This is a genomic window from Paenibacillus sp. CAU 1782 (assembly GCF_054551715.1).
Map to the genome: position 1 here is coordinate 1,255,389 of NZ_JBTOLL010000001.1, position 19,841 is coordinate 1,275,229.

Genomic DNA, 19,841 nt, shown 5'->3' on the forward strand with positions numbered 1-19,841 from the left:
CCAGTAACTAAGTCTCGCTTTATACATACCTCTTTAGTATACCATAAGGCTCTACTAAACATTGAATTCCACTTTATCTCTCATGAGGGAATAATGCTATACTGGAATGAGTGCTAAATTTGCTCTATTACATCACATGCAGGGAGTTTAAGAGATGATTGGAAAACTGCAGAGCCATTTTCGCCGACGCCGCAATGTGTGGGTCATTTTGGTTGCGATTGTGGTTATGACCGGTTTGCATATAACATGGCTTTATTCCTTTTCGACCACTACGTACGGAAGTATTGAAAAGGGCCAGCTCGACTTGCGGAATTGGGATGCAAAAGGCAAGCAAACCCTGGAATTGAACGGGGAATGGGCCTTCTATCCCCATACCTTTCTTTTGGATAAAAATGATTCATTGGAACCGGCATCACCTGTATGGCTAAAAGTTCCCGGCTCCTGGGAAGAAGCTTTGGGGAATCAAGAAAACCGGACCTTCGGTTATGGCACCTATCGACTATCCATTCAGCTTCAGCCCGGGGACGAGCAGACTTATGTTATTCGCGCAGCAAGCGTGCTTACTGCATCGGAGCTGTATATTAACGGCAAATACGCCGGAGGTTCGGGACAACCGGCAGAGCATGAGGATAATTACATCCCTCTCAACCTGCCGTATACCGTCGAAGCCATGCCGGATGAGCATGGAATAATCGAAGTTGTGCTTCAGGTATCCAATTATATTTTTTCGCCTTCGGGGGGCGTTGAGCTTTCCATGCAGTTCGGAGAAAAAAACGTGCTGAACGACCGGATTCGCTTATCGGAAACGATGCAGCAAATTGTGTTTACCGTATTTTTGTCACATGCTCTGTATGCCGCATTGCTCTATTTTATGGGGATCAAAAAAAGCAGCTTGATTAATCTCGCGATCGTTCTGCTTGTCATGTCGATAGCGCTGGCAGGCAATAACGACAAGCTGTTGTTTGAATGGTTTCCGCTGTCCTATGCATGGGACTTCCGGATAAAAGGCATTTGTCTCGCCATTGGCGGAATTGCCGCAATCAGAGGAACCATGCCGCATTCGGACTTGCGGTGGCCCAATAGAATACGCCGCTTATTTACTGCTATCGGCACCGCGCTTGTGATCTATTGCCTGGTCATGCAGCAAGGCGTATCCGGCGCTAGCTATATTCTTTTCCCGTTGTACGTCATTGCTTGCGCGGTCCTTGCCGTCTTTGCCATGCTGCGTTTGCATCGATCATGGATGCGCCGGGATTTATTTTTGACGCTCCTGTTTGTTTCTTTGTTTAATGCGATTATATGGCAGTACATAGGGTTGTTCGCAGGCATCAACGCTGTTTTTTACCCAATCGATTTGCTGATATCCATCTTCTGCATTTCATCCATTATGTTTAAAAACCATCTGCAAATCGCTGACCGCAACAATAAACTAGCCGCCAAGCTTCAGCAGGAGGACAAAATCAAGGATGAATTTTTGGCCCATACCTCGCATGAATTGCGCAACCCGCTTCACGGCATCTTGAATTTGTCCCATACGGTGCTGGAACGGGATTACAAACGATTGGACGAAAAAAGTATTGTTGACCTGCAAACCGTGCTGTCAATCGGCAGGCGTATGAACATTCTGCTCGGCGATTTGCTGGATGTATCAAAGTTAAAAGGCACCGGCATTCAATTGCATAAAGGCAATGTTCATTTGCATAGGATCGTTGATAAAACGATCGACTCCTTGCAATTTCTGTCGGGCAGCAAACCCGTATTCGTGTTGAATGAAATACCGGTTCAACTAAAACCGGTTTACGCCGACGAAAACCGTCTAGCGCAAATTCTGTTTAACCTGCTGCACAATGCCATTAAATATACGCCGGAAGGCAACATTACAGTAACCGCCAAGGAACATAACGGCTTTGCCGAAGTTGCGGTTCGGGATACCGGAATCGGCATTTCTCCGGAAAAGCTTGAGCTCATTTTCGAGCCTTATCAACAAGGCAAAACCGAGGATCACCTGCAAGGGGGCGGATTTGGCCTAGGTCTCGGTATCTGCAAGCAGCTTGTGGAACTTCACGGGAGCAGCCTGACCGTCGAATCCCGGGAAGGAACAGGTTCGGTATTCGCCTTCAAATTGCCCTTGGCCAAACAGGGTGATATTCAGGCTTGTATTAATGAAGAAACTCTTGAAGAAGTTTATGAGAGGGATTTTCGAGGGGCACCTGAAAAGGCTCCTACTCAAGCCGCCTTGCTCCCCTCCCCAATCATGGAAGCAGCAAGATTGACAGCTGCGTCCTTGGAAGAAAGCCATAATCAGTCGATGGATGGTTACAAGGAAGGCGACATCGCCATTTTGGCTGTAGATGACGAACCCGTGAATCTGCAAGTCATCACACATATCTTATCCATGGATGGTGACATTAAAGTGCACACCACAACTAGCGCCCTGGAAGCTCTGGAGAAACTCAAAACGAGGCGTTGGGACCTTGTGATATCCGACGTGATGATGCCAGAGATGTCTGGCTACACTTTGACCAGCCTTATTCGAGACAGCTTCGAGCTGCATGAGCTGCCTGTCCTGCTGCTTACCGCACGCAGCCAGCCGGAGGATGTGGAAGCCGGGCTGTTGGCCGGGGCGAGCGATTACATTGCCAAGCCGGTTAACGCGATCGAGCTTCGTGCCAGAGTTCGCATGCTGCTTAGGTTAAAACAATCCGTGCGCGAGCGGCTCAATCTGGAGGCCGCTTGGCTGCAGGCGCAGATCAAGCCTCATTTTGTTATGAATACGTTGAATTCCATTGTGGCGTTAAGCAGCGACGATCAAGATAAAATGATCGAGCTGGTCGAAGAATTTTCCGTCTACCTTCGCGCAAGCTACGAAATGCACAATACGGCCCAGGAAATCAGCTTGGCGCAGGAGCTAACGCTTGTTAAAGCTTATCTGCGTATTCAACAGGAACGTTTTGATGAACGTTTATCCATTCAATGGGAGCTTGATGAAGAGTTGGAGATGACAATACCGCCGCTTATCATTCAGCCGCTTGTTGAAAATGCCGTGACGCACGGCATCCTGTCGCGCAACTGCGGTGGGATTGTCCATATATCGGTGATGGACAAAGGCAGCACAGTTTTGTTTAAAATCACGGATAACGGCATTGGCATGAGCGACGATCAAATCCAATTGCAGCTTAGCGGCAAAGGCGGCAGCGGCGTCGGCTTGTACAACACCCACTTGCGGGTGCGCCAGCTCAATGGCAAAGGCGTTACTCTCGTCAGCCAACCTGGCAACGGCACAACGGTTTCTTTTGAACTTCCTAAAAAGAAATGAGAGGCTGCGTAGAAGCAGCTCCCTCCTATCTGTGCCAGTGTTTCCACCAATATGAACTAAAGCTTCATTCGACAGCCACTTTATAAGAGTGGTAAAATATAGTAGGATTCCAGGGAAATTGGCTCACCTAAAACGTTTTACGGGGGAAATCATATGAAAAAAAAACTACTTGTAACTTTAGCCGCTGGCGCACTTATACTTACATCTGCTGCTGCAGGAGCCTATGGTGCTACGAATCTTCAAGCCATTAAAGCAAATCTCAATCTTGGCCTGCAATTTAAATTAAATGGAGAATCATGGATTCCCAAAGATGCAAAAGGAAAAAATGTTTATCCGATTACATACAATGGGACAACATACCTTCCCATTCGTTCTGCAGGTGAAGCACTTGGAGTTGAAGTTGGATGGGAGGCAAGCAATAATACAGTTTGGTTAGGTGAAGGGGCAAGAAGAGCTGAAGAAGGGAAACCACAAGTTGAATTCCAGTCGTACAGAGACTATGAGTTCTTGATTGATATAAATGGAAATAAATACTTAAATTCCTACATCAGTAGCGCGGAAATTGACCGGGATGGAAAACTATACGTCCCCATGTTCAGCAGTTCATTATCAACCTATTTAGCCATTGCCGCGGACTTTTATGTAATAACAGAGACAGAGAATCCATATGTGGAGGGAATTATCGAAATAAATCGTGACGCAATTTCAAAATATATAAGTTCTGAAACTATTTTTTCATCAGCCACTCAATCGTATAATGAAGTATCATATACAAGCCCACATAATGGAGAAAAGTTTGTTATAAGTACCAATAACAAGGCTGAAAAGGGAACGTTTATAAATGGCTCCCAAAAGTATGTCGTCTTAAGTGATGTTCTGGAAATACTCGGATATAAAATAACTCTTAACCCTGTTGATTCGGAGAAGATAGTCTTAGTATCATTTTCAAAATTGTAGTTGTTTGAACTACTGCAATAGAAAAAACTGATTATCACTTATCTCAAGTAAATTTAATTCTTTGTTACAACAGGGGTTGTCCGAAAAGTCTGAAACGGTGAATGTTCATTCAGCAAAACCGGTCCCGTCCGTTCCTCTCGCTGAATATTTATTCGTTCCACTTGACTTTTCGGACATCCCCTTTTTGATTGTGGTGGCACGGACGGAAATGGAACCCGTACAAGTGGTCGCCCATCGTAAGATTTTAAGTTCTACGCGCCTGTCAGTTCCACCACTTAGCTTTTTTTAATACCTCTTATTAAAGAAATAGAACGATACTGACCAACCTGCTAACTGAATAAAAATAAGAATACCAAGCGCCGCTGCAACTGAAAACTCCACACTTAACAAGTGTAATATAAATAAACAATAGATTGAGCCTAATGTAATAAACCATGACGTTCTATGCGATTTGGCTGCAAGAACTTTTAATCGCTCGTCGATCCCTCTTACTTTCGCTGCTTTTTTGATTCCCCACCATAATCCAATGCCCCCTAATGAAGCTCCGACAAGTATCCCTAACAACCCACTAAGCTGTTCCAAATTCATGACTCCTCACTTCCTTCCTCAAAAATAAAAACATCTTCAATTTTGCAATGAAATGCTTTAGCAATCTTATAAGCCAACTCCAATGATGGATTGTATCGACCATTTTCAATCGAGATGATCGTTTGCCGTGAAACCCCAACTTGCTCAGATAAATTCTCTTGCGTCCATCCATTCAGAGCCCTTAATTCCTTCAGTCGATGATTCATCCAAATCCCTGCCCTTCATGTAAAGCACCCTTTACATGAAGTATACTTTAAATTGATACAAAATGTAAAGCACTCTTTACATTTTTTCTCCGGGCACTTGATCGAAAGTTTTTAAAAGCTCAGAGAGATGTAATAAGGTCTTGTAATAAGGTCTTGTAATAAGGTCTTGTAATAAGGTCTTGTAATAAGGTCTTGTAATAAGGTCTTGTAATAAGGTCTTTGCATAGTGCCACAGCCCCCTCCACTCTGCTGGTCGTTTTTAAGCTGCATGTTTGGCACTTGGATAGGCTGCATGAATAATTCCGGGTTTTCTAAAGTATCTCGAACACTACATCCTGAGACGTATTAAACAGAAAAATCCCGCCATCCTGATGGATAGCGAGATTTGATGTCTTCTAATATTCACTTACTTCAAAAGTCAGGATCCGATCAAATAAGATGTAGTCTTTGCGGCTTTTAAAGGGGCCTTTATTGTTTTCATGCTTGTCAATTGCATACGATGCCTTTCCTGTTCCTTCTTGTTTCGCCTCATACCAGTCAATAAAAGCATTCACTTCTTGCATGCTGAGATCGTATTCCTTTTCAAGGCCGGTAGTCAGTGTCACAACAAGGATTGCACGGTTGTCCGTTGGTTGTTCAGGAGTTGGAGTCGGCTCAAAGGTTGGTTCAGGTGTTGCAGTTGGAGTGGGTTCAGGTTCAACATAATCTGGGTCTAACAACTCTCCATTAGCATCTATATCAATTGCATCAAATACAAAATTGGCAACCGATGAAGATGATTTCACGAATTTAATAGTCACTTGATGGTATCCTGGTGTCAAATTTGTTTTTTCATAAAGCAAGACTTGTGTAAGGCCTGTAGTTGCATATGCTGAAAATGTATCAGTTGCTCCATCAATGGTAATATTCATAGTATTGGATTTATCCGATCTTACCGAGCCAATTATTCTTAATTTCGAGCCCTTAAAAGTAAAGGTTACTGTTGAACCTTCAACTGTAGCAACATGGTTTGAATTATTATAGTATAGCTCCGAATCACCATAACCACTCGAAGTCCAGGCTCCCTCATAAGAAAATAGACTATTAGTATCATCATACCGACTCCAACCATTCTCAGGAGACTTCAGCTGATCACCAACTGCAGCAGCATCAGAGATTGAGGGGATTCCCAGTGAGGCTACCATTAATGCGAGAAAAAAAGCCATAATTAATTTCATTTTTTTGTAATTCTTCAAATCATGTCACTCCTCAGTCTGTTTGATTCAATTTTATACAATAAAAAATTAAAATAACAGCCTGTTTGTTTTTTCCATTTACCAGTATGTTTAAAGGTTGAAGAATACTTTTTCAATTAAACAAAATGTTATTTTCCAAATAAAAAACGCCATCCTGCTAGATGACGGTCAGTTTCTAATAAAGATGAAAAGGTTATTTTAAAGCTTTTTCATGATAATGGAAATTGCCTTAACCCATAATTAAATAAGTTTAGTTAACTCAATACCTCGATATCATTCACAGGCACAAAGTATAAACTTCTCTGGTGTCGAGTATCTCTTCACATATTCATCTCCCATTTTCGTATTCGTTCCAGACAGCTCCATTACCTCTTTATGCTGGCTGTTGTCATCCAGCGTAGTCTAGCCTTTCATTTATTCACGCTCTCATAACTTCATAAGTCAGAATGATCTGAAAAACCTGCCATCATATTGATGGCAGGCGATTAGATTAGACTAGAATAGACCAGGCAACCCGACTATGTAAAAGTTGGTTGGGCTGTCATCAAAGGAGCCATTATGTGACTTTATCATAATAGAATATTTTTTGCCTGCTTGAAGATAAACATATAGTGAAGAAGCAGTGCCTCCATATGCAAGTACATGCGCTAAAGAACTACCCCCAGGATATTCAAATATTGCCATTTCATAGAACGTTCCACTTGGAGGTTGCAACCAGATTTGTTGAACACCTGTTTTAGGCGAAACAAAATTCCAAAAGTCAATATCTGTTGGTGATTGAATCCACGAAGAGATCTCGTTTTGACTAAATTGAAATGTTGTTAGTGGCGAATTATTCGCAGGCTCAGAGAAGTCCTGATCCATTGGAGTGGCTGATGCTACAGTTGCTAGGGACAACATCAAAACAAGAGTGAGTATAATCGACTTAGCAAACTTCATTATAAAATTACCTCCTAAATATTATTTGAAGGTATGTCATAGTTGAAAGAGTTGGCCAACTTACACATATATAATACCATATTTAACATATTGTGTATATAAAAATTCTTTTTTATTTTTCATTCTTTTTGCTTAGTCCAATAGTTTTAGTCTGATTATCTTTATTCATTTAATTTGAACTCTTATGATTAATCAAACTTTAAACTTTTAAATTGTAAGGAGTGCTCCTTTAATTAACACCTCACAAAAGGGTTATGTTGCAGTTATCGATATAAACTTTTCGTTTGTAGGTAAAATAATAAAAGTCGGTCAAACATGAAAGGTTAAAAAGCCGCAACGGGAGTAACCCGAGCGGCTGTGATCATTCATTTCACACTTTATCCATTGAATGGAGTGTAATAGACTGATAGTTTATACGTATGATGTGATGCAATAAAATTTTCAGTTGACGTTCTGAGATACAATTTAGCCCCTGGAGGAACTAAGAGATTATAGAACCCCCGAACGACACCTTCTTTTGCTGCGCTGAACAATCCAGTTTCTGTTCCTGATGCATATACGATTCTACCATGTAATTCAAAACCATCAAACAGATTGAAACTTAAATTAACTGATACTAGTTGAAATTGTGGTGAGTTGTTATAGTAGACATAATAATCAACATCGGAGGCATCAGTTAATGATGACACATGCACAATTCCATGGTTAATTGGATTATGGTAGTTTTATGGTTGTCGAAATTTGTCGAAGTCTTGCATTACACCTTAGATCTGGATTTATTTGTTTTAGCTGATTGCCACAGATTTGGAGGTTGCAAAGGGAATTTCTTTTCAACCTCATTATTGTTAGGGTTTCCTTTAATTATATTGGGCTAATGTTCCAATATATCAACTGATGCAAGAATCTTTTTCTAACCGGCATAAAACTCTGAGTTCCTCTAACATAAAAGAGTCATCCATTTGGATGAACCCTGATTAGACTGTTCTTTTATAGCTCTACGACTGTAAATACATATTGCCCAGTGCTTGAATAATCCGATCCCGTTTGTCCCCTAACTTGAAAATAATAGGTTATTGGAAGTGCAGTATTGTATGTAATTGTGGTGTAATCCAGCCCACCTTTACCAGCATCCCATCCCGAGGCTGTTGGAAAAAGCCCGGTACCTGCTCCAACTGCAATATGAAAATCATAATTCAAACCAGCCGGGGATTGAAGCGTTACTCTCAATTGAACTGGGCCAGTAACGGTATAAGAATACCAATCCACATCTACACTTGAATTTATGGTTGTTGACACTCCGTTAATCGGGCCATTTAATGAATATGCGGTTTGGAATGTGTCAGCCCAGCCATCATATGCATACGCAGATGAACTAGCACCAAACAACAACATGACGGACATAACTGCAGAAATGACAAGCTTTTTGCTAAATTTCTTGATCACCATTTACGGTTCACTCCTTGACATGTTTAGAAGCCGGCCAGCTATCTTTACCCTATTCTACCATATATTTCTTTGGGTATTAATGGGACCAAATAACCGTAATTTGTCGCATTAAGAGTGATGATGTCGAATAGGTGCGTTGTGCAGTTCCTGTATTGGTTTGGCACCATCAGCAGCTTTGCTATGAAGTTATAAATAGCGAAACTCCTGTTTGGAATAAAACGTATTAACAAATAAATACTTCAATGAAGGTGATGACTATGAATCATGATAATTTAACTTGTAAAGCTTGCGGTAGTAATACATTTACTAAAGGTCAAATAAGCAATGGGTACGCTAACGTAATGCCAGTCAATAAATTTTTATCTACTGGCTCCCCAGTTATATACACATTCTGCAAAACCTGCGGAGAGGTAGCCTCAATAAAAATTGCAAAACCTGAGAAATTCTGAGCCCACAAAATGGGCTTTTTCCACTTCAGTAATATCGAAGCTTAGAAGTAATATGTTCTAACAACCACTACAACGATAACAGAAAAAGGCATCGAGAGATCGAAATAAATACTATGAAGAAGACGAATCATCAGGCTACAGATTGACGAGTCGATTAAAAAGATACAACATCGGTTCCGGCAATCAAATACTTAAATAATCACTGGCACTTACGCTCATAACACGAAGAAGCTTTGTCGCAAGACAACTTCGCATCTAGAAATCCTCGGCCAAAGTTCGTCCCCAATCCGCCCCCAAAAGAAAAACTGATTACCCACTATCTCAAGTCATAATTTATTTCATTCATAAAAAAGCAAAAAATCCCTTGTTAATCAAGGGATTTGCGTTTAAGATTGTGGTGCCGAGGACGGGAATCGAACCCGTACGGTGGTCACCCACCGCAGGATTTTAAGTCCTGTGCGTCTGCCAGTTCCGCCACCCCGGCATGTGGAGATACTTGTGAACAAATGGTGGGCCCTGAGGGACTCGAACCCCCGACCAATCGGTTATGAGCCGACCGCTCTAACCAACTGAGCTAAGGGCCCTCGAAGAACGTTTATGTTAACGTTTGATCGAAGTTTTGGTTGCGGGGGCAGGATTTGAACCTGCGGCCTTCGGGTTATGAGCCCGACGAGCTACCGAGCTGCTCCACCCCGCGACATTATTCCATTCATTTCAAGCACCTTTAATGGCGACTCAATTAATATACTATAATATCCCACCAATAGTCAACACTTTTTCGGATTTTCTTGATTTTTTTATTTGCTACCCTGATTTTACAGGTTCAAGGCAAGTAACGAACACCGTATCTGCCGCTGCGAGCGCGATAGATTTCAATTTCTCGGGGGCTATCGTAACCGTATATCCACCAGTCATTTTCCATCCTGCGCTGCAGACACCCGGCTTGAAACTTGGTCTCGTACAGCCTCAGCCAATAAATCCACTTCATCGCTCATAACCTCCCGTACCCCATAACCATTCAACCAAAAGTGATGCTGCACTTATAATGCCCATATTTGCTAAATTCAAGCATGGAATTGTTACCTTAACCATACAAGGCCGTTTCCCCTGTGTCATCAAACACGGAAGAAACGGCCTTGTATGTTAAATTTACTTTGAAATGAGAACAGGCACACAAGTAGCAATGACAGCCCTTAGTGTAAGAAACTCATCACAATTGCTGTGTCAGCCCATTGTATTAGTCCACTCATTACAACTGTTGGGACAGCCCTTGTTTAAGTCACTCATAACGGCTTTTATGACAGCCTTTGTATAAGACGCACATCACAACTGCTCTGGCAGCCTACATTATAGATCACGCATTCACAGATGTCACCGCAGGCTTGAAATGACTAGTCGGCTTCTGGCGGCCTTTAACGGCCAGTAGAGATCACTAAGCCTTCTATTCGACGGTACAACCTATTTATTCAGCAGTTTCTTCCTGAACAGCCTCAGCTTCGCCAGATGCTGCTTTTAGCGCTTCCGCTTCCTTCATATTGACTTCTCCCTCAAAGGGACGTACAACACCGCCGCCATCTTCGCCCATTTCGCTTTGGCCTTGCAGAATGGCATTGCCTCTTGTTTCCCACTCTGCCATGGCCTCTGCAACGGTTTTGGAGCCGTCTCTGATGCCTTCGAACACCTGATAACCAACGTTCGTTACTTCCCAAAGTCCCGGCTTTTCGTTATAAATGTTATCCGAAGAATTTGTAGGCGGCAGTGGCGTCAACAGTGTAAACGCGTCAATATTGTAGCTCATGCCGCCGACCGGCAGAAGATATTCCTTACGCGCCACCATTTCGTAATTGCTTCTGGATTTAAGTTTTGCCCATTCCTTGCTGTTGGTGAACTTGATGAATTCCCAAGCATCGTCAGCGTTTTGCGCCTTGGCATTAATGCCCATCAGCTGGCTAAGGCCGATGTTTCCGCCTGCAGACGGGTTAGCAGGGCTTGTCGGAACCGTTACAATATCCCAATCCACCATTTGAAAATCATTGATGCTTCCCGCATTATCCGAAAAACGCTTCAGTTCATTCACATAGCTGGAATCGGAAACCATCATGGCTACTTTGCCTTGCACAAACAAATCGCCATAGAATGGATCATTTCCGCCCTCGGAGCTAATTTTTTCGTACATTTGATTCATAAACTCTTGATTCGGCACAATTTTCTCATTGTACAGGGAAACGATTTGCTCTGTTGCGTTGATCCATTGCTCGCTGTTGACCAGCATGTTTTCGGCTTTGTCATCCCAGATTTTCAACTGAAGCGCATTTGCGTAGTTTTGCACATCATTGTAGGGATCTGATGACCAGCGGTTTAGCATAAATCCAAAAGTCCGGTCAGCGCCTTCGCCGCTCGTTACCTGGCGTGCTTTGTTAAAGACTTCGCTCCATTCCATCTTATCGGTTGGAGGCTCGATATTATGGTCGGCAAAAATTTTCTTATTGTAATATAGCGCCGAAGAAGTAAAAGTTGGAGTCAGCGCAAAAATTTGATTGTCGCCAACCGCTTTGATGCCATCGATGACCGTTGGCACGTAGTCGGTTAAGTCGAATTTGTCTTGGGCAATAAGCGGATCCAGCGGCTGGAGCAAATTGTCCTGCGTAAATTTACGCAGCATGCTGTAGTCTATGACGACTACGTCAACCGGGTTGGTGCCCGTCATCATTTCTTTCATTTTTTCATAGGGGTCAGGCTGCTTTACAGGCTCTTCGGAAGTCGTACTCTGGAAGCGCTGATCTTCGTAATTGATTGCCCCTACAATTTCAAACTGGATATTGGGATGATTAAATTCAAACATGTCGGTATATTGCTGGCGGAAATACGGCTCGTTGTCCGAGCTGCTGTACAAAACGCCAATACGCAGTACACGATTTTCAGCATCCGAAGGGGTATTGCTTCCGCTGCAAGCAGCCAGAGTGCCCGTTACCATTGTCAGGGCCATACCTGTTTTCAACCATTTTGACAAACCCATATTGATCACATTATTACTTTTCATGATCGTTTCCCCCTAGAGATTTTGGCGACGAGATAATAATTTTTTCCCCGTCGAATTCCATGGATGCTTTATCTTTGATGCCTAAGGATGTCAAATATTCTTTCGGAATTTGAAGACGCCCTACGCGGTCGACGACAACATAAGCTTCGTGTACCGTTCCAAGCTTACCGCTCTGAAAAGGCAGCTCGGCTCCCCCCTCCGCAATGTTGGGGTTGCGTTTAATAAACTCCGTGCTGGTCAATCCATCCCGTATTGCCACCACCCGGTCAACCTTGCCCGCAAGCGTCATGTCATGCGTTACGATAACAATCGTTACGCCCAGTTCCTTGTTCAGCTTGCGGAAAATCCCCATAATCATATCCGATGTGGCCGTATCGACGGAACCGGTTGGTTCATCCGCCAGCAGCAGCTTTGGACGGTTGCACAGCGAGATCGCGATGGCCACCCGCTGCTGCTCGCCGCCTGACAGCTGGTGCAGCTTGTTGTTCATCCGATGGCCCAAGCCAACCCATTCCAGCAGCTGCTTGGCATACGGCCGATCCATCTTGCCGGAAAGCATCATCGGCATTTCCACATTTTCCAATGCCGTCAGGTAAGGCAGCAGGTTGCGGGCATTATTTTGCCAAATAAATCCGACGGTGTCTCTCTTGTATTTCACAAGATCCTCTTCGGAAATTTTGAGCAGATCCCACTCTCCAACGCGCACCTGTCCGGCGGAAGGGCGGTCAAGACCGCCCAGCGTGTTCAGAAGAGTCGACTTGCCGCTGCCGCTGTTGCCGATGATCGCCATCAGCTCGCCGTTTTCCACTGTCAAATTCAAGCCTTGAAGCGCAACAACCTCAAGATCATCACTTTTGTAAATCTTAACCAGGCCTTCGCAATGAATCATCTGACGTTAACTCTCCTCTCCCATTTTGACCGCTTGATGCACCCGAAGACTGCGAATGCGCATGAAGAGCAGCAGCGCTCCGACGAGCATCATGAAGCCAACTACAATAAACAGTTGATTCGTATCGCTGGCTTCAAAAACAACCCGGAACGGCGGAACCGTCTCCGCGACATTATCGGCTGTTTGCAGAAACGGAAGGAAGATCAGACTGACCCCTTTGCCAATCAAAACGCCGAGGCCAATCGCAAGGCCTGCCGTAAATACTTGCTCCAGCAGCAGCATGCCCGTCAATTGCCTGCGAGAGAGGCCCATGGCTCGCAATACGCCAAACTGAACCGAACGCCCCGACAGATTGAAGAACCAATACAGAATGTAACCGGCAAGCGTAATGACAACCGACACCAGGAAGCCCAAGCTCAGAATGCCGAATACTCCGCCTCTTGTAGGATGTTTGGATTGCGTGAGCAGCTCGCTGCGCACATCCTTAACGGATACCAGCTCAATGTTATGTTTCTGAAGCTCCTCAACAATCGGGCCTACTAAAGCATCAGGCTTCATTTTGAGCCAAACCTCATACGGAATCATCGGCAGCTGATCATAGATATAATCCAGATTCGTAATCACAAACGGCGATTTGTCCGGATATTGGCTAGGCCAATAAGGCAAAATGCCGACAATCGAGAAATCGATCATGCCGTCCGTAAAACCAACCGAAATGGTGTCCCCCAGCTTAAGCTGATACTTCTCCGCCACTCCTGTCGGAATAATCGCGGCGTGCTCATACAGCCCCAGATTAGCCAAATAGTGAAACGGATGAACGGGATACAAATCGTCGCGGAACCATGCAACCTCGGAAAAATCCTTATTGTCGATCCCGAGAATAGTTCCCTGTCCGATCGACTTGCCGGAAACAACGACATTTCCTTTTGTCTGCAGCACGCGCGCTGCGGCTTCTACGCCATCAAGCTGACGGTAGATTTCAAAAGGCGGTTCATTATAGAGGATTTTGGTAGGCACGTTGCCTTGGTTGCCTCCGCCACCGCCTCCCCCGCCGCCGGAATTTCCACCGCCGCCATTACCGCCACCCGTTCCGCCTCCGCCGGTTCCTCCGCCACCTTGGCCGCCTCCGCCTGTCGTCGGTCTGGTGACCTCGGGAGTGCCGTCCCATACGCTTTGAACAATGACGTCCGAACCGTATTTGTACAAGGTCCGTTCCGTGGAGTTCAGATCGATGGTTCTCGCCGCGGATGCGTTGTATACGCCAAGTCCAAGCGTCAGCACCAGCAGGATCATCAACGGATAATAGCCTTTGGATGAGCGGGACAGCTGCGTGAGCGTCAAATAAAGCGGCACCGGCAAAAACTTCCGGCCAAGCCAATTAAACAAACTCAGCAGCCACGGGAATACCCGCAGGAAAAACAATCCTAGCGAAAAAATCGCCAGGGCCGGCACAAAAAACAGAAACGGCTGAACATTAAGCTGATCCGTTGTCATGCCGGTTTGGAACGTCAGCATTTGCCTTTCGTTGAACATATACCAGCCATAAGCCGATGCCGCCAACAGCAGCACGTCCAGGAACCAGCGCTGCCATATCGGCTTCCGGTCGGAACGGGCAAGCTCCTGCTTATAGCTGACAATGGAGGAGCGGGCATAGATAACGGCCGGAATGACCGTTGCCAGAATAGCCAGCAGCACCGCTGCGCCGCCTGCAATCATCGCTTCCGTCGAGAAACCTACCGGAATCGACTTCCGGTTAACGAAGGAGAGGAAACCATTGGCGGAGCCGATGCTTTTGGCCATGAACCAGCCGATAAACGGCCCCGTCGCCAGCGCAATCGCTCCCAGCAGCAAACCTTCCAGCAAATAAATCCAGATGATTTGCCGAGTGCCTGCGCCGCGGCTTCGTAACACGGCAATGTCGCTTCTTTGCTTATCCAGCGACTGCCTTGCATTCATCGCGATGAAGAAAAAGACCATTGCGATCATTGGAGCTGCGAGCGTAAACAGCATCGTTTGCAGCTGCAAGCTCTGTTTTTTAAACTCTGTCAAAGTGGAGGCAAACGAAATCTCCACTCTGGTGTCTTTCAAAAGCTGGTAGAGCTCGATATTCAACCGGTTAAGCGTACGCCCTAGCGGCGACAGCTGGCTGGTCTGCACCTCCGACAAGTCAAAGGCGTAATACCAGCTTCCGTTGTGAAGCGGAATTTTGAACTTTTCGAGCAGCAGCTTCTGGAAGGTGTCGCCGCTTACGAGCAGCGTGCTAAGCTGGCCTTCCAGTCCTTGATACCAATAGGAATCCGTTGTATCAAGCGGGTTATAAGCCCCTACGATCTTGACCCGCAGCGTCAGATTCAATCCGCCGTATACGGGGTATTCAAAAATATCGCCGATATGAACATCATTGCGGAACATGGCTTCTTCAAGCATAACGGCTTCAATCAATTCTCCGTCGCCGGGATTCTCTGAAAACCATTTTCCCTGCACGATTTCAGTATGATCGGCAAGTCCTGCCATCGTCGCCAAAGCCAGCTGACGGTTGCGTCCGGCATCCACCTTGGTGGGATCCTCCGGCGTTACGTCCGCGCTGCGGATAGAGTACAGATTCAGATAGGTGTCGTAGGTAAAACCGATATCCTTCGGCACCGTTTCTTTGATGTAGCTTTCCAGAGCTGCCAATGCAGCCAGGTCTGTCGCCTGTCCCGGCGTTGATTGGTACCGCATCAGCAAGGAGCCCGCAGGCAATCCTGTGCTTTTTTCTTGAAGCGATTCCGCGACAACCCGCTTCAGCGCGCCATCCGCATACATCGGAATACTGGTCGCAAACGCTACAGCCAAAATGAGCCCCGCCAGCGTACTAAGGGTTAGCCAGCGAGTATTCCACATTTTGCGGAATAGGAATCGGAACAGCGGAATACCCATGGCTTATCGACCTACGACTTTCTGTCCAGGCTTCAGCCCCTGCAAGATTTCGACGTCGGTTGCAGTTTGTTGGCCAACCTCTACGTCAACTTCCCGTTTACCATCCTCGTCTACCACCTGCACATAGGTTCTGGAACCGATGCTGCGCAGCGCGGACGGCGGGATTACAATCGCGTTTTCCGTACGTTTCGTAATGATATTAATGGAAATAGGAGTGCCTCGATTCAACCCGGCAGGCAGATCTTTTACATCAATCAGCATAAAATCTTCAGGACGTTCCGGCTTGGTTTCCCCGCCGGTTCCGCCGCCTCCGTTATTGTTGTTATCTTCGCTTTTAATCGGAAGCTGCTTGATTTTGCCGACGAAATTGCCGACGCTGCTGATGCTGACGATGGCATCCATGCCTGGCGCCACTTTTTCCAGCTCCGTTTTTGTCAGCTTTGAGGCTGGCGTAATGAGTGACGTGTCGGCCACGATGGCAACGGGAGCGTATTTTTTAATCACATCGCCTTTTTGCACGCTGACCGAAACGATTGTGCCGGAGAATGGAGCATACAGAACTGCGTTATTGATTTCTTCCTCCATATCGGCGAGCTTCTGCCGCTTTTCCTCAAAGGCGATTTGTTTTGCTTCAAAATCCAGCGGGTCCATCTCGTCGCGTTCGCGAAGCGTCTGCTTCATGTCGTTCTCCTGTGACTTGAAGGCGATTCTCTCCAGACGAAGCGTCTTCTTCATATCCTCGACATCCAGTTCGCCGACGATATCGCCAGCTTCAACCTTATCGCCAACCTTGACGTACAATTCCTTCAGGTTTTTCCCATCCAGCGTAAAATGCATCGTTTCCTCTTCCATGGAAATCAGCTTGCCGATCACGGAAACCTTGTTTTCAAGCGTTTTGGTCGTAACCTCGTATTCCGGCCTCTTGGAAATTTGCGCCGGAACGATCTCTGGCAGCACCTCCTCTTCCTTCTCATCGGGAAGCAAGGCACATCCGCTGGTAAATGCCAGCGAAGCGCTTAACGCAACAATCATTGAACGTTTAAATAAATTTTCCGTCCACCATTTCATAGACATGGTCGGCAACCTCCAAAATCGTAGGATCATGTGTAGTCATACAAATAGAAACGTGTTCAGTGGCAATAATATTTTGAAAGACCGCCATAATTTGTGCGGACATCCCTGTATCCAGCTCCGCGGTTGGTTCATCCGCAAGCAGCAATACCGGCTTATGGGCAATCGCCTTCGCAATCGCAACGCGTTGCTGCTCGCCCCCGGAAAGCTCGAAAGGCCTGTGATGCATCCGTTTGCCCAATCCTACAAGCTCCAGGCATTCTATCACTCGGCTCTTCCATTCCGAACGCGGTTTCCCCGCCATGCGGAGAGACAGCTCGACATTTTCATAGGCTGACAACAACGGCATCAAAGCGAAGGCTTGGAAAATAAATCCCATATCCTTGCGCCGAACCAGCGTGCGCTGATCGTCATTCATTTTGCTAAAAGGCAGATCCTTGAACAGGATCTCGCCTTTGCTCGGCGTATCCAGTCCGCCCAGGCAATTAAGCAGCGTTGTTTTGCCGGAGCCGGAACGCCCCTTGAGCATGACAAGCTGCTTCTGCTTCACTTCCATCTGAATGCCTTTGAGCACATGCAGGGCATTGCCGCCGACCTGGAAAATACGCTCCACCTGGTTGACGACCAGAAGTTTGCCCTGGTTCTGGACTGCTGCTTCCTGAGCCGCAGTTTCTGTATCAACCGCTTCATCCCCGGCTCCATTGAAGCCTTCTTCGTCGGCCTGCGGTGCGGCCTCTGTCTCCACTCCTTGAGATATGGCCATCGATCTCCTCACTCCCCCCTTTGGAGTTATAAGACACTCCAAAAACTCTGTATGTATTTCATAATTCTAATCTAACATCTTAGACGGAGCTCATGTAGAAAAAGTTACATATTCCCTCAATCATTTCATCATTTTTTGAAAAAAAATCCCTTTTGCGGATTCATGCGGACTAGACGCATGGTTTCCACCGCAAAAGGGGCACTTTACTTTCCTTGTGACGGTCGTTACACATTAACCTTAAACTTCGATGTTGAGCCATTCAACTCGTTTACGATTTCGTCCAGCCTTAGCGCCGCGGCATTGATGTTGTCCATCAGAGCAAGCTGTTCTTCTGTCGCAGCCGCCACCGTTTCCGCTTTTTGCAGGTTTTGAGAAGCCGTGTGAGCGGTTTGGTCCATCGATGCGCTGACCTGCTCCGAGCTGGCCGACATTTGCTGGGCAATCGCGGAATTTTCCTGCAGCTGCTCCGCCATCCCGGCAATAGCGGCTGCGATAACATCCAGATTGCGAACAACATCCCGCACTCGTTCTCCGCCAACTTCCACCTCTCGCTGGCTTTCCCCCATATAGCGGGATGCCTGGTTGATCTCGCCCCTCGTTAACGTGATCAGCTCGTTGATTCCTTCCGCCGATTCCATGGAGCTTGCCGCCAGCTTGCGAATTTCACCGGCGACTACCGCAAAACCACGGCCCTGCTCGCCTGCTCTTGCAGCCTCAATCGAAGCGTTAAGCGATAAAATATTCGTTTGGCTCGCAAACGCAGTAATGTTTTCAACAATTTCGCCAATTTGGCGCGAACGGTTTTCCAAAGAACCAATGATGCCGGACAACGTGCCGATCGAATGGCTGATGCCGCTCATTTGCTCCACTAACCGTTCCAGCGCTTGCTGCCCTTCCTGGCTTTGGGTTGACGTTATAACGGAATGATCCGCCAGAACAGAGGTATTGGTGGCGATTCGGCTGATGCCCACGGCCATTTCCTCCATGGCCCTCGACGCCTCGTCCGCCCCCCTCGCTTGCGTCTCCGAACCGCTTGCGACCTCCTGCACATTGGCGGCGACATGTTGAGCGGCCGATGAGGATTCAGATGACGCGGACAACAGCATGGTCGAAGATTGCGACACCTCGCGCGTGCCCCGCACGATTCCCGCAATTAGCGCATTCATGCTTTCAATCATATGATCCACCGATTTGGAAATTTGCCCGATTTCGTCGGTGCCGTATTTGGTCTCGGCCGGCGCCGTCAGGTCGCCTGCCCCAACCTGGGACGTTTTGCGGACAACCGTGCGAATCGTTCTAGTGATCTGTCTAACAATGACGGCAATAATAGCGCTTAGAATCAACGTCACTAGAGCGATGGCTCCATATAACGCCATTTGGGCTTGATCCATATTTTTTTCGATTTCGTCCATGCGCTGTTTGGAATAGGCATCCACGCTTCCGCCTACCTCGTCTATGCCGCTCCGGCTTGTAAAGAAATCCTCATGAAAGCTGTCCGTAGCCGAAGGAATTCCTCCCGCTTCGACTGCCTGGAGCGCCTGCTCGCTCCATCTCGAAAAATGAACGTCGAATTGTTCAAAAATAGCTCCTGCCGATTTCCCCGAACCGGGATAAGTCAGATTCAGCAAATTTGCGCCTTCCAGAATGGTTTTGGCTTTTCCGATGTTGTCGATGGCCTGGTCACGATTCAACAACATTTCATTTTTGGCAGCTTCTTTGCCCTTTTCGTCCAATTGGCCCGACGCAATCTGCAGATAGGCGGAATAAGACTGATACATGTCCCGGTCGCCGTTCAGTACAAGCGTGTTTACCTGATTGGCAACACCGTAAATATCCCTCGCCATCGTATGGTACATATCCCGCTGCTGCTCCAATAACACAATGCTGGATACGGCGTAACAAAATATGGGGATTGCACCTATCAAAATAAGCTTCATGCGCAGTGACAATTTCATAATGGACCACCCTCTCGCTCTAGTTGGCTTGCAAGCTGTATATCGGCATTTTTGCTTCTTTTAAATAT

Annotated in this window: 14 protein-coding genes and 3 tRNA genes; 2 read left to right on the forward strand and 15 right to left on the reverse strand. The window is 46.2% G+C overall.

The genetic code is table 11. The features are described from left to right. Positions 1-154 precede the first annotated feature (154 nt). Positions 155-3,316 (forward strand): hybrid sensor histidine kinase/response regulator, encoded by a 3,162-nt coding sequence (locus ACX93W_RS06225; RefSeq protein WP_459391434.1) that lies wholly within the window; start codon positions 155-157, stop codon positions 3,314-3,316. Positions 3,317-3,469: 153 nt separating this feature from the next. Further along, entirely contained in the window at positions 3,470-4,273 is an 804-nt protein-coding gene (locus ACX93W_RS06230) for a stalk domain-containing protein (RefSeq protein ID WP_459391435.1), read from the forward strand. Positions 4,274-4,558: 285 nt separating this feature from the next. Here the strand turns inward: ACX93W_RS06230 and ACX93W_RS06235 are convergent, their stop codons facing one another. The 15 genes from ACX93W_RS06235 to ACX93W_RS06305 all read right to left on the reverse strand — a co-directional run bounded on the left by ACX93W_RS06235 (position 4,559) and on the right by ACX93W_RS06305 (position 19,773). After that, entirely contained in the window at positions 4,559-4,861 is a 303-nt protein-coding gene (locus ACX93W_RS06235; protein ID WP_459391436.1) for a hypothetical protein, read from the reverse strand. Continuing rightward, positions 4,858-5,067, reverse strand: coding sequence for a helix-turn-helix transcriptional regulator (locus ACX93W_RS06240; RefSeq protein ID WP_459391437.1), 210 nt, complete (start codon positions 5,065-5,067; stop codon positions 4,858-4,860). The genes ACX93W_RS06235 and ACX93W_RS06240 overlap by 4 nt, the downstream gene beginning before the upstream one ends. A gap of 395 nt (positions 5,068-5,462) precedes the next feature. Beyond that, complete coding sequence (locus ACX93W_RS06245) at positions 5,463-6,302, reverse strand: bacterial surface protein (RefSeq protein WP_459391438.1); 840 nt, start codon at positions 6,300-6,302, stop codon at positions 5,463-5,465. A 495-nt stretch (positions 6,303-6,797) separates the two neighbouring features. Continuing rightward, positions 6,798-7,241 (reverse strand): hypothetical protein, encoded by a 444-nt coding sequence (locus ACX93W_RS06250; protein WP_459391439.1) that lies wholly within the window; start codon positions 7,239-7,241, stop codon positions 6,798-6,800. A 987-nt stretch (positions 7,242-8,228) separates the two neighbouring features. After that, a complete protein-coding gene (locus tag ACX93W_RS06255) occupies positions 8,229-8,687 on the reverse strand; it encodes a hypothetical protein (protein WP_459391440.1) in 459 nt (152 codons plus the stop codon). A gap of 844 nt (positions 8,688-9,531) precedes the next feature. Then, a tRNA-Leu gene (locus ACX93W_RS06260) sits at positions 9,532-9,620 on the reverse strand. Between the two features lie 23 nt (positions 9,621-9,643). Next, positions 9,644-9,720: transfer RNA gene (locus ACX93W_RS06265), tRNA-Ile, on the reverse strand. 36 nt (positions 9,721-9,756) lie between these two features. After that, positions 9,757-9,833 (reverse strand) — tRNA-Met (locus ACX93W_RS06270). Positions 9,834-9,959: 126 nt separating this feature from the next. After that, positions 9,960-10,124 (reverse strand): hypothetical protein, encoded by a 165-nt coding sequence (locus tag ACX93W_RS06275; protein WP_459391441.1) that lies wholly within the window; start codon positions 10,122-10,124, stop codon positions 9,960-9,962. A 474-nt stretch (positions 10,125-10,598) separates the two neighbouring features. Next, entirely contained in the window at positions 10,599-12,176 is a 1,578-nt protein-coding gene (locus tag ACX93W_RS06280) for an ABC transporter substrate-binding protein (protein ID WP_459391442.1), read from the reverse strand. Continuing rightward, the gene (locus ACX93W_RS06285; RefSeq protein WP_459391443.1) at positions 12,166-13,065 is read right to left on the reverse strand and encodes an ABC transporter ATP-binding protein; all 900 of its coding nucleotides are present in this window, start codon (positions 13,063-13,065) and stop codon (positions 12,166-12,168) included. Before ACX93W_RS06285 ends, ACX93W_RS06280 begins: the two co-directional genes overlap by 11 nt. A gap of 6 nt (positions 13,066-13,071) precedes the next feature. Then, positions 13,072-15,984: an ABC transporter permease gene (locus ACX93W_RS06290; protein ID WP_459391444.1), complete on the reverse strand. Its 2,913-nt coding sequence runs from the start codon at positions 15,982-15,984 to the stop codon at positions 13,072-13,074. A gap of 3 nt (positions 15,985-15,987) precedes the next feature. Further along, the gene (locus ACX93W_RS06295; RefSeq protein ID WP_459391445.1) at positions 15,988-17,058 is read right to left on the reverse strand and encodes an efflux RND transporter periplasmic adaptor subunit; all 1,071 of its coding nucleotides are present in this window, start codon (positions 17,056-17,058) and stop codon (positions 15,988-15,990) included. After that, a complete protein-coding gene (locus tag ACX93W_RS06300) occupies positions 17,024-17,818 on the reverse strand; it encodes an ABC transporter ATP-binding protein (protein WP_459391446.1) in 795 nt (264 codons plus the stop codon). The genes ACX93W_RS06295 and ACX93W_RS06300 overlap by 35 nt, the downstream gene beginning before the upstream one ends. Positions 17,819-18,042: 224 nt before the next feature. Next, positions 18,043-19,773: a methyl-accepting chemotaxis protein gene (locus ACX93W_RS06305; RefSeq protein ID WP_459391447.1), complete on the reverse strand. Its 1,731-nt coding sequence runs from the start codon at positions 19,771-19,773 to the stop codon at positions 18,043-18,045. Positions 19,774-19,841 lie beyond the last annotated feature (68 nt).

What these genes read in the sequence shown, in the direction of transcription:
- ACX93W_RS06225 (WP_459391434.1), top strand. Translation starts at nt 155, where the DNA reads ATGATTGGAAAACTGCAGAGCCATTTTCGCCGACGCCGCAATGTGTGG.
- ACX93W_RS06230 (WP_459391435.1), top strand. Translation starts at nt 3,470, where the DNA reads ATGAAAAAAAAACTACTTGTAACTTTAGCCGCTGGCGCACTTATACTT.
- ACX93W_RS06235 (WP_459391436.1), bottom strand. Translation starts at nt 4,861, where the DNA reads ATGAATTTGGAACAGCTTAGTGGGTTGTTAGGGATACTTGTCGGAGCT.
- ACX93W_RS06240 (WP_459391437.1), bottom strand. Translation starts at nt 5,067, where the DNA reads ATGAATCATCGACTGAAGGAATTAAGGGCTCTGAATGGATGGACGCAA.
- ACX93W_RS06250 (WP_459391439.1), bottom strand. Translation starts at nt 7,241, where the DNA reads ATGAAGTTTGCTAAGTCGATTATACTCACTCTTGTTTTGATGTTGTCC.
- ACX93W_RS06255 (WP_459391440.1), bottom strand. Translation starts at nt 8,687, where the DNA reads ATGGTGATCAAGAAATTTAGCAAAAAGCTTGTCATTTCTGCAGTTATG.
- ACX93W_RS06275 (WP_459391441.1), bottom strand. Translation starts at nt 10,124, where the DNA reads ATGAAGTGGATTTATTGGCTGAGGCTGTACGAGACCAAGTTTCAAGCC.
- ACX93W_RS06280 (WP_459391442.1), bottom strand. Translation starts at nt 12,176, where the DNA reads ATGAAAAGTAATAATGTGATCAATATGGGTTTGTCAAAATGGTTGAAA.
- ACX93W_RS06285 (WP_459391443.1), bottom strand. Translation starts at nt 13,065, where the DNA reads ATGATTCATTGCGAAGGCCTGGTTAAGATTTACAAAAGTGATGATCTT.
- ACX93W_RS06290 (WP_459391444.1), bottom strand. Translation starts at nt 15,984, where the DNA reads ATGGGTATTCCGCTGTTCCGATTCCTATTCCGCAAAATGTGGAATACT.
- ACX93W_RS06295 (WP_459391445.1), bottom strand. Translation starts at nt 17,058, where the DNA reads ATGTCTATGAAATGGTGGACGGAAAATTTATTTAAACGTTCAATGATT.
- ACX93W_RS06300 (WP_459391446.1), bottom strand. Translation starts at nt 17,818, where the DNA reads ATGGCCATATCTCAAGGAGTGGAGACAGAGGCCGCACCGCAGGCCGAC.
- ACX93W_RS06305 (WP_459391447.1), bottom strand. Translation starts at nt 19,773, where the DNA reads ATGAAATTGTCACTGCGCATGAAGCTTATTTTGATAGGTGCAATCCCC.